The following is a 12,868-nucleotide window of genomic DNA, read 5'->3' as shown; positions in this document are numbered from 1 at the left end:
GAGACACCGCGCTCGTTCTGGCAGACCCGTCAGATGACCTAACGGCCGTCGTCCGACCACCCCCAGCCTGGGTCCTGGGGGAGGTACGACACCTTCACGGATGGCGAGTATGGAGTGGATGTGGACCCTGCGCTGATGTCGGCGTCGATGGCCGGTGCGGACCGTGCCGATGTGTGGGAGCGGAGTGTGCGACGCCGGTTGGCGGGCGTACACGTGACACCTCGGCCGGGACCCGCGTTCACAGGGGACCTCTCAGTGCAAGACCTGGGTTATCTGCGCATCCTGTCGCTCGAGGCAGACGCGGTGCGGCTGAGCCGAACGTCACGACTGGTGGCGGCCGCGCCGCACGACCACATCGTCCTGGCCGTCCAGATCGCGGGTACGTCCGCCCTGCGCCAGGACGGGCGTGATGCCGTCCTCCGGCCGGGGGACCTCGCGGTGTGCGACCTCCGCCGCCCCTTCTCGTTCGAGCAGCGCCAGCGGTTCCACCTGCACTTGCTGCGTGTTCCGGAACGCGCGCTGGGCCGGTCCGGCAGCCGGGTGGACCGGTTGACGGGCCGCGCCGTACCGGCCCGGAGCGGCGTCGCCGCTCTGCTGCTGCCCTTCGTGTCCTCGCTGGTGGCCCAGGCCGGCCGGACCAGCGCGTCGACCGCGGACCAGCTGGCCGGCACTTTCGCCGATCTGCTGGCCACTCTGGTGGACGAGCACACGCACGGCAACCGGCCCGAGCCTGCCACGACACGGCAGGACCTGGTGCGGCGCGTTCGGGACTACATCGACGCCAACCTGCGCGATCCTGATCTCTCTCCCGCGCGGATCGCGGCCGCCCACCGCATCTCGGTCCGCTATCTGCACCTTCTCTTCGAGGACCAGGAGACCACGGTGCACAGACTGGTGCTGAGGCGTCGTGTGGAGCAGTGCGCCGGCGAGATCGCCCGGCGCGGCACGGCGACGATGTCCCTGTCGGCCGTCGTACGGGCCTGGGGGTTCCAGAACGTGGCCCAGTTCAGCCGCTCGTTCAAGGCCGTCCACGGATACTCGTTCCGCGACTGGCACGCCGGTGGTGCGGCCGGCCGGGCGGTGGTCGCCGCGCCGTCGTCCCAGTGACCGTCGCATCAGGTGCCGCCGACGGTGGCCCCGGTGCGGATGCGCTGCCATTCGACCGGCGAGACGCCGTAACGAGCGCGGAAGTTGCGACTGAAGTGACTGGCGTTGGTGAATCCCCAGCGCCGCGCGACGGTCGAGACGGGGACGGCGGGACCGGTCCCGCCGGCTCTTGCGAGTTCGCGGCGGCACTCGTGCAGCCGGCGCTCCCGTATCCACCGGCTCAAGGTCGTCCCCTGTGTCGTGAACACCTTGTGCACATACCGAACAGACACCCGGTGACGCTCGGCGACCAACTCCGGGCCCAACGCCGGGTCCTGGAGGTTCTCGCTGACGAACTGGCGGATCCGGTCGGCCATGCCGCCGTGCCCACTCGCTCGTTCCCCGTCCGAGGCACCGCGCCCGGTGGCCGTACCGGCGGCGACGATGCAGAGGAGGTCGACGATGCTGCCGGCGATGCCGTGCCCGATGTGCGGTGGGTGGGTCCCCGCGGACTCCGCGGCGGCGACGAGGAGCGGGGCGAGCAGGTCCACCACGCTGTGGTCGGCAGTCGTGTGCACACCCCACATCTGCCCGAGGTCGTTCTCGGTCAGCCGTCCGAACAGCACCCGGGGCAGCAGGAAGACATGCAGTCGAGCGTCCTCCGAGCAGCCGATCCGCCACGGCTCCGCCAGATCCACGACGAAGAGGGCGCCCCGCGGGCACACCGCGGACTTGCCGCCGTACGACAGGATCGCGCTGCCACGCGACAGAGTGCCGACACCGATGCGCGCGGAGTCGCCGCCTGGGTGCTTCAGGACGCCTGAGGCCTCACCGCCTTTCGTCATGACTCGCAGCGGTCCCAGATGCTGTGTGGCGGTGTTCTCGCCGACGATCGTGGCATTCCCATCCATGCTGCCTCCCGAGACTCGAAGTCCGGCCCGCGGTTCCCCCGGCCGTCGGCTCCAGAGTGCGGCTCATGCGACTGCCTCGGTTAGGTCATCCGACGGGCGGGCCGGGGACCGGCTGGGAGCACAGTGAGCCGTACTCGACCAGTGCGCGTGCCACGGCCGCGCGCGTGGTTACTCCGAGTTTGGGATAGATCCTGGCCAAGTGATTGGCGACGGTTTTCGGCGACAGCTGCAGGCGTGCCCCGATGTCCTTGTTGGAGAGCCCTTCGGCGACGAGCGTGGCGATCCGGGACTCCTGATGCGTCAGGCCGGGTCGTACCGCCGGGGCTTGCGTGCTTCTGACGGCCGCCTCGTTGCAGACGTTCAGTTCCTGACGCACGCGATCCGTCCAGGGCCCGGCCTTGAGGCCGGCGAAGGCACGCCGAGCCGACTCCAGTTGCTCCCGGGCTTCCGACCGCCGGCCCTGCCGCCGCAGCCAGGCGCCGTGGTGGAGGCGCACGCGGGCCAGCTCGAAGGGCCATCGAGCCGCGTGGGGACAGGCGTAGACCGCCGCACAGGCCGTGTCGGTGTCCCGGCTCGCCATGGCTTCCGCTGAGAGCAGTACGAACTCGTGGTGCGCGGAGATCCGCTCCATGCGGGCGGCCCGCCCGGCGGCGACATGACGGCGGGCCTCGGCATGCCGGCCGGTGTGCACGGCGGCCTCGACCAGGTCGAGGAACACGAGGTGGAACTGGGCGACGCCGACGGGGAGGGTGCCCGGCGGCGTGACCGCGCACGCGTGTGCGTACGCGGCCTCGTAGTCACCGAGGGCGAGCGCACACATGGCCTCCATGGACCTGAGCCGGTGGAGAATGAGTGTGATCCCACGCGCCGTGGCCCATGGGCGCAGCAGGGCCACCAGGTCGTCCACCGCCTGTTTCTGCCCGCGGGCGGCGGTGACGTAGCCCTCCTTGTACTGGTGAATCCGTTCCTGCAGTCGGAATCCGCGGACCCGCGCCGCCTTCGCGGCGTCCCGAGCCCGTCGGACACAACGGTCCCAGTGTCCGGACAGATAGTCGTCGTAGGCGGACACAGCCGCGACGAAGGACTGTGTCGCGTAGGACTGACGGTGCGCCAGACTCTCCCAGAGGGTGGCGTGATCGCCGATGACGTCGAGACCGACGGCGGACCACAACAGCAACCACGCCTCCGCCGGCTGGTCTCCCTGTGAGGAGGCGTCGAGAGCGGCCTCGTAGCGTTCGCTCCCGCCGTGGGCACGCCGGGCAGGATCGCTCCAGACATCGTGGCCGAGCCGGACGAGGTCCGACTCACCGGCCATCCGGCGGGCCACGGCTTCCCACACCTCCGGCTCCCCAGTATATGCGGCCGCCATGAACAGCAGGAAAAGGCAAGGGAAGCGCAACGCCTCGGCTTCCGTTCCCGCGATCCGGTCCAGCACGCCAGGCAGCAGCTCGATCGCCGGACCGAAGTCACCGTCGACATGCATCCGTACGTGGCACCGGGCGAAGTCCAGCAGGTCACGGCTTGCCGACGGCACGCCCTGGGCGATCGCCTGCTCGACGAACTGGGCCGCCAGGTCGAGGTGCCCGGCGCGCACAGCCGCCCCGGCCGCGGACGCCAGCCGGTGCCCGCGCGCCACGGCGGAGGTGCTCATCCCGGCCGCCCGGGCCAGCAGCCGGACGGCCTCCACATCGCCGCCACGGGACTGCGCCAGCTCCGCTGCCTGTTCCAACGCCGTGGCCACCGACTCGTCGGGCAGCGCTGTCGCTTCCGCCCGGTGCGTCACCTGGCGAAGGTCGCCGGAAGGCAGAACGGCCGCCCATGCCGCGTGCGCCCGGCGCCGCTCCCCACCGGTGGCGGCCGTCACCAGCGCGGACCGAACCAGCGGATGCCGGAAGCGAATCTGCGCGGAGGACCTGTCGACACTGACCAGGCCGGCTTCCTCGGCCGCGTCCAGCGCTCGCGCCACGTCGTCGACGCCCGCGGCCCGCGCGGCCGCCGAGACACGAGGCAGGGACTGCCCGGCACGGTCCGCCACGGCGCACAGAAGCAGGGTGAAGCGTGCCGTCGGAGGAAGGGCCGCCATCCGCCCGGCGAACATGGCCTCCAGCCGCTCACCCAGCGGCAGATGGTCGGGCAGCGGCAACCGGCCCGTGCGCTGGGCTTCGCCGAGCCGGGCCGGAAGCTCGATGAGGGCGAGCAGGTTGCCCGCCGCCTCGCGCACGATCCGCTGGCGCGCCGCGCCGGACAATTCGGGGTGCAGCGTGCGCAGCAGTCTTCCGGCGCCCTCATCGGTGAGCCCCGCGAGCGGCAGTATCTCGATTCCGGCGCCGTCGAGCGGTGCGAGCTCGTCCGTGCGCACCGTGGCGAAGACGAGGACGGGTACCGCCGTCACCCGGCGTTGCACGAGGGCCAGTACGTCGGCGCTGGAGCCATCGGCCCATTGCAGGTCGTCGATGAGCAGCGCGAGAGGCCGGGGCCGGGATGCGGCGGTCAAGAGGTCGAGGGCCGCCGCGGCGACCGTATAGGTGCCCGGCGTGCCTGTGGAGCCGATGTGCAGGGCGCGTTCGAGCGCTGCCCGCCCCTCCGACGGCAGCTCCCTCATCTCGTCCCTGAGCGCCCACACCAACTGGTGCAGCACGGCGAAGGGAAGGTTCTTCTCGCTCTCGGCGGCGCTCGCCCGCAGCACACGCAGGCCTCGCTCCGCCGCCATCTCCCCGGTCTGTTCCAGTAGGACCGTCTTGCCGATGCCGGGGCCGCCGCCGAGCCAGACGGCACGACCCGACCGTTCCACCGTCTGGACCGCTTCGCGCAGGACCCGCCATTCCCTTCGCCGTCCCAGGTCCTCCGCACCGAGCAAGGACCGCTGACCCGTCGTCACGCCGTACGGCATCGAAACATCGCTCCCCTCCCTACCGCTCAACAACTCGGCGGTGTACGGCCATCGTCGGAGGACTCGGCGGCGGTCAGGGCGGAGCAGGGGGTGACTGTGCACGTGAGGGCAACGAATGCTCCTCGCGGGGCAAGGACTCAGGCCGACGCTTGCCGCCACTCGCGCGGGGTCAAGCCGTACCGCTCGCGGAACCGGCGCGTGAAGTGGCTCGGAGTGCGGAAACCGCAGCGGGCCGCCACCGCGGCGACGGTGAGACCACTGTGCCGGGGGGAGGCGAGGATGCGCCGGGCTTCCGCCAGCCGTTCGTTGATGATCCACTGCTCGAGGCTGATGCCCGCACGGCTCAGCAGGGTGTAAAGGTGACGCTGCGAGATGGCGTGTTCGGCAGCGATGCGCTCGGGTGTCAGGTCCGCTTCGGTGAGATGGCGACGCACGTAGGCCATGACCCGAGTCAGCAGGGTGTCGTCCATGACCGTTCTGGACTGCGGGTCGTCGTCATGATGGGCGGCCGAGACCAGCAGTGCCCGCACGAGGTCGACCGTCGCACTGGCCAGCGCGGGTGCGCCCGGGTCGGCCTCCAGCCGTCCGGGGTCCCGCCACACCTCTCGCAGGTGGTGCAGCACCAGGTTGTACATGGGACTCGCCCGGAGCTGCAGCGAGCCCTTCAGCACGACGTCGACCGGCAGCGCGAGCCGATCGACGCCGACGACCATGGCCTGCGAGGCGCCGTCCCCGGACCAGCCGTACACCCGGGGCACCAGTTCGTGGAACACCGTGATGTCATCCGGCGCGAGCAACTGCCGCTGCCCGGCCACTTCGCTGCGCCCGACTCCGCTGGTCTGGAGCGACACGGACACGACCGGGTCGCTCCGGTGATGCCGTACGTGCCTGGTCGTCCGGTGGAGGGCGAAACCCGAGTTGTGCGTCTGGAACATGCCCAGCTCGCCGATCTGCCAGAGCTCCATCCGCGCGTGGATGCCGGACTCGGGTTCCTCGTGGACGATGTCGTTGGGCACGGACGAATCGGTCATCGCGTGGCGGAAGGCTTCCACGCGGTCCCGCGGCGTCACGGTGTCCAGATCCAGCAGCAGCATGGTCCCCCTCCAAGCACGGACGGACGACATTCTGCAACACCTCCACCGGCCCGGACCTGGTCCATGCCGCCCGTACGCCGGTCAGTGGTCGGCGGGAGCAGGGCCGACCGGAGTGTCCCCGCGCAGCGTGATGCGGTGCATGACGCGATGCCGGTCGCCGTAGTCGCGGTTGGCGTAGTGGGCCGTGCTGCGGTTGTCCCACAGGGCGACGTCACCCGGCTGCCAGCGGTGCCGTACCACGTGCTCGGGCTTGGTCAGGTGGGCGTAGAGGATGTCGAGGAGGCCCCGGCTCTCGTACTCCGAGACGCCCACGATGTGCGAGGTGAAGCCCGGGTTCACGAACAGGCCCTTGCGGCCGGTCTCGGGGTGGACCCGCACCACCGGGTGCTCCACCGGCGTCAGGTGGGTGAACACCTCGCCCTCCCACAGGTTGCCGCGGCCCTGCCGGCGCTGGGCCAGGTAGTAGCCGAACTCGCGGGTGCCGTCGTGGACGGCGGTGAGCGTGTCGACGTACTCCCGCAGGCCCGGCGACAGCGACTCGTAGGCGAGCTGGCTGTCGGCCCAGTTGGTGTCGCCGCCGTTGGGCGGCAGCACCACGGCCCGCAGGACGGAGATGGCCGGGGGCCGCCGTACGAACGTCACGTCCGTGTGCCACACGTCGGCGAACCCGTTGTCCTGGCTGTCCAGGGAGTACACCTCGGGGGCCACGTCACCGGAGTCGTGGACCGGGTGTCCGACGGTGACCTCGCCCAGGCGCCGACCGAACTCGATCTGTGCGTCGTCGTCGAGGCCGTGCTGGCCGCGGACGAAGAGCACCTTGTACGCCACGAGGGCTTCACGCAGGGCGAGGACCCCGTCGTCGTCGAGGCAGGCCAGGTCGACGCCGTGGATCTCGGCACCGAAGCGCGGGCCGAGTTCGATGATCGGCAGCTCCGCCACGGCGGGCCGCTCGCTGAGGATGCTCACTTGTGTGTCCTTTCGTGACTACGGGACTACGGGACTACGGGTCTGCGGTCTCTGGGTCTACGGGGATCAGGCCGCCGCGGCGGACTTGACCGCGTGGGAGACCTGCGCGCGCAGCTCGGTGAACTCGGGTGAGCCGCGCAGTTCCTCCGCGTCGACGTCGCCGCGCGGCAAGCCGATCGGCAGGTCCAGGGCCACGGTTCCCGGGCTCCTGGAGAGCACCACGATGCGGGAGCCGAGGAACACCGCCTCGTCCGCCGAGTGCGTCACGAAGACCGTCGTCCGCCCGGTCCGGTCGGTCACCCGACGGACGTCCTCCTGAAGCCGCTCCCTGGTCAGCGCGTCCAGCGCCGCGAACGGTTCGTCGAGCAGCAGGAGCGGTTTCTCGGCGGCGAGGGCCCGGGCGATGGCGACGCGTTGCTGCTGGCCTCCGGAGATCTCCCAGACCCGCCGCTTCTCGGTGCCTTCGAGACCGACCCGGGCCAGCAACTCCGCCCGCCGCTCGGGCCGTCGGGCGCGCTCGATGGCCGCGTACCGCAGTGCCAGATCGATGTTGCCCCCGACGGTTCGCCACGGGAAGAGCCGCGGTGTCTGGAACACCACGCCGGCCGCCTCGCCGGGCCGCGGCTCGGTGCCGGAGACCCGTACCGAGCCGTGCGTGGGCCGTTCGAAGCCGGCGATCAGCCGCAGCAGCGTGCTCTTGCCGCAGCCGGAGGCACCCACCAGGACCAGGAACTCGCCTGCCCGGACGGTCAGGTCGACGGGCCCGACGGCGGTGAAGACCTCACCTCCCCGGCCGTACCGGTGGGTGACGTCGTCGAGACGGACGGATCCGGCGCGCGAGACGTCCACCGCTTCCGTGGCCTCGCCGATCTCACTTGAGTACATCGGACAGCCCCTCGAGGTAGAACGCCTTGCGGACGGCGTCCTCGGACGGCACGGCGTCGATCTGCTTCTGGTCGGCGAGGAACCGGCCGGTGTCGGTGACGTGCGTGAGCAGCTTGCCCGGGCTGTCGCCGGTGCCCAGCCAGTCCGCGGAGACCACCTGCTCCGGGGTGAGGAACACCCCTTGCCGCAGCTGGGCCTCGGCGTCCGCGGCGCTGATGCCGAGTTCGGCGGCGACGGCCTCGACCGAGCCTTCGGGGTCGGACTTCAGCAGGCGCAGGGCCTCCGCCTCTGCCTTGCGCCAGGCGTCGATCGCCCGCGGGTCCCTGGCGATCAGGTCGTCCGATACGACGGCCAGGTCGAGGGTCGGTCTGCCCGCGGCGCCGATCTCCTTGCTGCTGGTGAGCTGGGTGCCGGTCTCGCGGAGTTCGTCCAGCGTGGGCAGCCAGACGTAGGCGGCGTCGATGTCGCCCCGCTGCCAGGCGGCGAGGATCGGCTGCGGCTGCAGGTCGATGAGCTCCACCTCGGACGGCTTCAGGCCGGCCGCCTCCAGCGCCGCCAGCAGGCTGTAGTGCGAGGTGGAGGCGAAGGGAGTGGCTATCTTCCTGCCCTTGAGCCCGGCGATGTCGGAGACACCGGTGGCCTTGCGCGCCACCAGGGCCTCGTTCTCTCCCGCGACGTCGAGGATCCATGCGACCTTGTACGGAATGGGCGAGCCGCCGGACACCCCGCGGGCGAACGGGCTGGAGCCGAGCGCGGCGATGTCGAGGGACTTGCCGATGAAGGCCTGGTTGACGGCGGCGCCGGAGTCGAACTTGATCCAGGAGATCTTGTGGTCCGGCAGCGCCTTCTCCAGGAGCTTCCTGTTCTTCACGATCAAGTCGCCGCTGGGGAAGGCGAAGTAGCCGATGCGCAGCCGCTTGGCGGCGCCGGACGCCGACGCCTCACTGTCCGAGGAGCAGCCGGTGACGGCCGCGGAGACGGCGGCCAGGGCACCGGCGAGCAGGAGGCGGCGGGACGGACCTTGGGGGAGACGAGACATGGCGGAGCCGTTTCTGTGCAAGGGGGAACAGGTGTTACGCGCGACCGCGCCACGGCACGACCGCGCGTTCCAGCCGGAGGAGCAGGCCGTCGATGACCAGGCCGGAGACGCCGATGGCGATGATGCCGACGAGCACCACGGGGGTGTTGTTGTAGTTGGCGGCGTCCTTCACCATGCCGCCGATTCCGGGCAGACCGTTGACCAGCTCGGCCGCGACGAGGGACGAGTAGGCCACGCCCACGGCGAGCCGGACCCCGGTGAGCGTCTCCGGCAGGGCGGACGGGACGACGACGTCCCTGACGACGTGCCACCGCGACGCGCCGAGCGCGCGGGCGGCCTCGATCAGGCTCTTCGGTACGGCCGCGACGGCCGTGGTGGTGGACACCGCCACGGGAGGGAACGCGGCGACCGCCAGCAGCGTGACCTTCGGCTCCTCGTCGATGCCCAGCCAGATGACGAGCAGCGAGAAGTACGCCAGCGGCGGCAGCGTCCGCAGGAAGGTGATCCAGGGCTCGAACAGCGAGCGCAGCCAGCCGACCGTGCCCATGAGCAGTCCGAACAGCACCCCGAGCGCGATGCCGACACCGGCTCCGATCGCGATGCGCCGCAGGCTGATGCCCAGATGCTCGACGAGGTGGGTGCCGTTGTAGCCCCGTACGCCGTCGTGCGTGGTGGACACGTCGAGGAACGCGTCCCACACCTTGGCCGGAGGCGGAACCAGTGTCTCACTCCACGTCCCGTTCGCCGCCACCAGCTGCCACAGGGCGACGAAGAGCAGGAGCGAGCCGACGGGCAGCGTGACATGACGTACACGTGCCCACGATCTCTTTGCGGGCGGGATGCCGGTGGATGGCGTGATCCGTTCGGTCTTGGACGGGGAAGACGATGCGGACAAGGGGTGTCCTCCATGGGGCGCCGGGACACGAGCGGCTGTCGTCGACAGACATGGGCGGCCGGCCGGCCCCGGGCGTGAGTGATGCTGAACCAGGTGTAGAGAGCCCCTGCGACAGGGTGCGGAAACCGCCCTCGCCGGATGAGAACGCTGGGCGGCGGGGCGTGCAGGAATGGGTTAGGTCAGCAACAACACGAGCCCGGGCGTCGGCACAGGTCGATGACCAGGCGTCGCACCAAGGGCTCGGGAATCATGGCTTATTCCTACCGCAGTCGGAGTTGATCACCAAGAGGAGTCCATCAATTGGAACGATCACCGTGAGGCTGCCCGGTGTGAGCCCGTCGAACGCGGTCAGGCTCAGCGTGCAGCAATTCGCGCACGAGTGTGGCGACCTGCTGCACCTCGATGAGGAAGCCGTCGTGGCCGTACGGTGACTCGATGACCCGCAGGTCGTCGGCCGCGGTGATGCCCGCCGCCAACTGGGCCTGCTGGTACAGGGGGTAGAGACGATCCGAGCCGACCCCGGCCACGAGGGTCCTTGCCGTCACCCGGCGCAGGGCGGCGCGCACGCCGCCGCGCCCGCGACCGACGTCGTGGCTGTTCATGGCCTCCGCCAGCACGACGTAGCTGCCCGCGTCGAAGCGGCGCACCAGCTTGGCCGCGTGATGGTCGAGGTAGGACTCCACCTGGTACCGGCCACCGCTCCAGGGGTCCTCCGTGCCCTGGGGGAAGCGGCCGAAGCGGACCTGGAGTTCCGGCTCGCTGCGATACGTGACGTGGGCGAGCCGCCGGGCCAGGCCGAGGCCCGTCCGGGGGCCCCGGCCGGTGTCGTGGTAGTGGCCGCCCTGCCAGTCCGGGTCGGAGCGGATGGCATGCGACTGGACGTTCGCCCAGGCGATCTGCTCGGCACTCGCCGCGGCCGCCGTGGCGAGCAGCAGGAGCGCGTCCGTCCGTTCGGGGTGCGAAACCGCCCATTCCAGCGCCCGCGTCCCGCCCATCGACCCGCCGACCACCAGCGCCCAGCGGTCGATGCCCAGCGCCTCGGCCAGCCCCGCTTCGGCCGCGACCTGGTCGCGCTGCGTGAGGAACGGGAAGTCGCCGCCCCAGGGCCGGCCGTACGGGCCCGGTGAGGACGGCCCGGTACTGCCCTGGCAGCCGCCGAGCACGTTCGGGGCCACGACGAACCAGTGGTCCGTGTCGAGCGCCCGCCCGGGGCCGACGAGCCCGTCCCACCAGCCCGGCGTGGGGTGACCGGGCTCGGCGGGCCCGGCCACGTGACTGTCGCCGGTGAGGGCGTGCAGCACCAGCACCGCGTTCGACCGGTCCGGCGCGAGACGCCCCCAGGTCTCGAACGCCAGCCGGACACCGGGGAGTTCACCACCGGACTCCAACGGAAGCGGACCCTCGCGCACGTACCACTGGCGACGCCCCGGCGGGTCCCCCTCCCGCCAGGCCCCGGAGGCCGGCGGGAGGGGACCCCGAGAGGGCCGCGGTACGGCGCTCAGGACGCGCTCTTCGCCGCGCGGAACCCGGCCTCCAGGTCCGCCTTGAGGTCGGCGAGGTTCTCGATGCCGACCGAGAGGCGCACCAGGCCGGGTGACGTGCCGGTGGCCGCCAACTGCTCCTCGTCGAGCTGGCTGTGGGTGGTGGACGCCGGGTGGATGATGAGGCTGCGTACGTCGCCGATGTTGGCGAGGTGGCTGAACAGCTCGACGGCGTCCACGAACCGCTTGCCCGCCTCGACGCCGTCCCGCAGCTCGAAGGAGACCACGGCACCCGCGCCGCGCGGAAGGTACTTCCGCCCCGCCTCGTACCAGCGGCTGGACCGCAGCCCCGGGTAGTGCACGGCGGCCACCTCGTCGCGCTGCTCCAGCCACTCCGCCAGTGCCTGGGCGTTCGCGGAGTGCCGTTCGATGCGCAGGCTGAGCGTCTCCACACCCTGCAGGAGCAGGAAGGCGGAGTGCGGCGAGAGGGCGGGTCCGAGGTCGCGCAGCAACTGCACCCGCAGCTTGACGGCGAAGGCGCCCGGACCGAGGGCCGGCCAGTACCGCAGACCGTGGTAGCTGGGGTCGGGCTCGGTGAAGTCGGGGAACCGCTCGGCGTGCGCGCCGAAGTCGAACGTGCCGCCGTCGACCACCACACCCGCGATCGCGGTCCCGTGCCCGCCCAGGAACTTGGTCGCCGAGTGCACGACGATGTCCGCGCCGTGCTCGATGGGCCGCAGCAGATAGGGAGTCGGGACCGTGTTGTCCACGATCAGCGGTACGCCCGCCTCGTGAGCCGCGTCGGCGACCGCCCGCACGTCCAGCACGTTCCCGCGCGGATTGCCCAGTGTCTCGGCGAACAGCGCCTTGGTGTTCGGCCGGACGGCCGCCCGCCAGGCCTCGATGTCGTCGGGGTCGTCCACGAAGGACACCTCGATGCCCAGCTTCGGCAGCGTGTGCCGGAACAGGTTGTACGTGCCGCCGTACAGCGACGCACTGGAGACGATGTGGTCGCCGGAGCCGGCCAGCGTGAGGATCGCCAGGGTCTCCGCCGCCTGCCCGGAGGACAGCGCCACGGCCGCCACCCCGCCCTCCAGGGCGGCGACGCGCCGCTCGAAGACGTCCTGGGTGGGGTTGTGGATGCGGGTGTAGATGTTGCCGGGCTCCGCCAGCGAGAACAGGTCGGCGGCGTGCCGGGTGTCGCGGAACACGAACGACGTCGTCTGGTAGACCGGCGTAGCCCGGGCGCCGGTCGTGGGATCCGGTACGGCACCGGCGTGGATCTGCTTGGTCTCGAAGGACCAAGCCGAGGTGTCGGGTCCGGCGGGCCCGTCCTCGGTGGTGTGGCCCGCGGTGACGGAGTCGAGGGGCTGGCTCATGGTGCTCCCTTGTCTGAGTGCGGCGAAGCCCGCAATGGGGATACGGGGGAACGGCAGGTGCGACCGGGAACGCGAACGCACCGCAGGCTGGGAGCACGCGCCCGGATGGGGCAGCGGTCAGCGCGGTGTGGTGGGAAAGTGCTGGTCGGACGCCGGAGGAGGAAGTCAGCTCACGGCGGAACAGCCCGTGGTGGTGACACGCACGTAGTCGACGTGGCGGCGGGTCACGAGCACGGTCATGA

At 71.1% G+C, this 12,868-nt stretch carries 10 protein-coding genes; 1 reads left to right on the top strand and 9 read right to left on the bottom strand.

Features of this window, described 5'->3' with window-relative positions:
* The first annotated feature begins 135 nt into the window (after positions 1–135).
* Positions 136–1,107 carry a helix-turn-helix domain-containing protein gene (locus tag ACSU6L_RS00765; RefSeq protein WP_437064707.1) on the top strand — a complete coding sequence of 324 codons (972 nt, stop codon included), beginning with the start codon at positions 136–138 and terminating at the stop codon, positions 1,105–1,107.
* An 8-nt stretch (positions 1,108–1,115) separates the two neighbouring features.
* Here ACSU6L_RS00765 and ACSU6L_RS00760 read toward each other — a convergent pair whose 3' ends face one another.
* From ACSU6L_RS00760 to ACSU6L_RS00720, 9 genes are all read right to left on the bottom strand, one after another.
* Positions 1,116–1,997 (bottom strand): AraC family transcriptional regulator, encoded by an 882-nt coding sequence (locus ACSU6L_RS00760; protein ID WP_437052463.1) that lies wholly within the window; start codon positions 1,995–1,997, stop codon positions 1,116–1,118.
* 85 nt (positions 1,998–2,082) lie between these two features.
* A complete protein-coding gene (locus tag ACSU6L_RS00755; protein WP_437052461.1) occupies positions 2,083–4,887 on the bottom strand; it encodes a helix-turn-helix transcriptional regulator in 2,805 nt (934 codons plus the stop codon).
* Positions 4,888–5,024: 137 nt separating this feature from the next.
* Positions 5,025–5,981: a helix-turn-helix domain-containing protein gene (locus tag ACSU6L_RS00750; protein WP_437052459.1), complete on the bottom strand. Its 957-nt coding sequence runs from the start codon at positions 5,979–5,981 to the stop codon at positions 5,025–5,027.
* An 81-nt stretch (positions 5,982–6,062) separates the two neighbouring features.
* Positions 6,063–6,947 (bottom strand): TauD/TfdA dioxygenase family protein, encoded by an 885-nt coding sequence (locus ACSU6L_RS00745; protein ID WP_437052457.1) that lies wholly within the window; start codon positions 6,945–6,947, stop codon positions 6,063–6,065.
* Between the two features lie 66 nt (positions 6,948–7,013).
* The gene (locus ACSU6L_RS00740; protein ID WP_437052455.1) at positions 7,014–7,832 is read right to left on the bottom strand and encodes an ABC transporter ATP-binding protein; all 819 of its coding nucleotides are present in this window, start codon (positions 7,830–7,832) and stop codon (positions 7,014–7,016) included.
* Positions 7,819–8,871: a taurine ABC transporter substrate-binding protein gene (locus ACSU6L_RS00735; RefSeq protein WP_437052453.1), complete on the bottom strand. Its 1,053-nt coding sequence runs from the start codon at positions 8,869–8,871 to the stop codon at positions 7,819–7,821. The genes ACSU6L_RS00740 and ACSU6L_RS00735 overlap by 14 nt, the downstream gene beginning before the upstream one ends.
* A gap of 34 nt (positions 8,872–8,905) precedes the next feature.
* A complete protein-coding gene (locus ACSU6L_RS00730; protein WP_437064706.1) occupies positions 8,906–9,712 on the bottom strand; it encodes an ABC transporter permease in 807 nt (268 codons plus the stop codon).
* Between the two features lie 350 nt (positions 9,713–10,062).
* Entirely contained in the window at positions 10,063–11,268 is a 1,206-nt protein-coding gene (gene metX, locus ACSU6L_RS00725) for a homoserine O-acetyltransferase MetX (protein ID WP_437064704.1), read from the bottom strand.
* The gene (locus tag ACSU6L_RS00720) at positions 11,265–12,626 is read right to left on the bottom strand and encodes a bifunctional o-acetylhomoserine/o-acetylserine sulfhydrylase (RefSeq protein WP_437052451.1); all 1,362 of its coding nucleotides are present in this window, start codon (positions 12,624–12,626) and stop codon (positions 11,265–11,267) included. Before ACSU6L_RS00720 ends, metX begins: the two co-directional genes overlap by 4 nt.
* Between the last annotated feature and the right edge of the window lie 242 nt (positions 12,627–12,868).

It is taken from the genome of Streptomyces sp. enrichment culture, from assembly GCF_964272855.1.
Taxonomy (GTDB): Bacteria; Actinomycetota; Actinomycetes; order Streptomycetales; family Streptomycetaceae; genus Streptomyces.
This window is presented reverse-complemented; position numbering and strand designations above follow the sequence as displayed.

Bases quoted from the DNA above. Each gene is read 5' to 3' on its own strand.
- ACSU6L_RS00765 (WP_437064707.1), top strand. From the start codon at position 136: ATGTCGGCGTCGATGGCCGGTGCGGACCGTGCCGATGTGTGGGAGCGG.
- ACSU6L_RS00760 (WP_437052463.1), bottom strand. From the start codon at position 1,997: ATGGATGGGAATGCCACGATCGTCGGCGAGAACACCGCCACACAGCAT.
- ACSU6L_RS00755 (WP_437052461.1), bottom strand. From the start codon at position 4,887: ATGCCGTACGGCGTGACGACGGGTCAGCGGTCCTTGCTCGGTGCGGAG.
- ACSU6L_RS00750 (WP_437052459.1), bottom strand. From the start codon at position 5,981: ATGCTGCTGCTGGATCTGGACACCGTGACGCCGCGGGACCGCGTGGAA.
- ACSU6L_RS00740 (WP_437052455.1), bottom strand. From the start codon at position 7,832: ATGTACTCAAGTGAGATCGGCGAGGCCACGGAAGCGGTGGACGTCTCG.
- ACSU6L_RS00735 (WP_437052453.1), bottom strand. From the start codon at position 8,871: ATGTCTCGTCTCCCCCAAGGTCCGTCCCGCCGCCTCCTGCTCGCCGGT.
- ACSU6L_RS00720 (WP_437052451.1), bottom strand. From the start codon at position 12,626: ATGAGCCAGCCCCTCGACTCCGTCACCGCGGGCCACACCACCGAGGAC.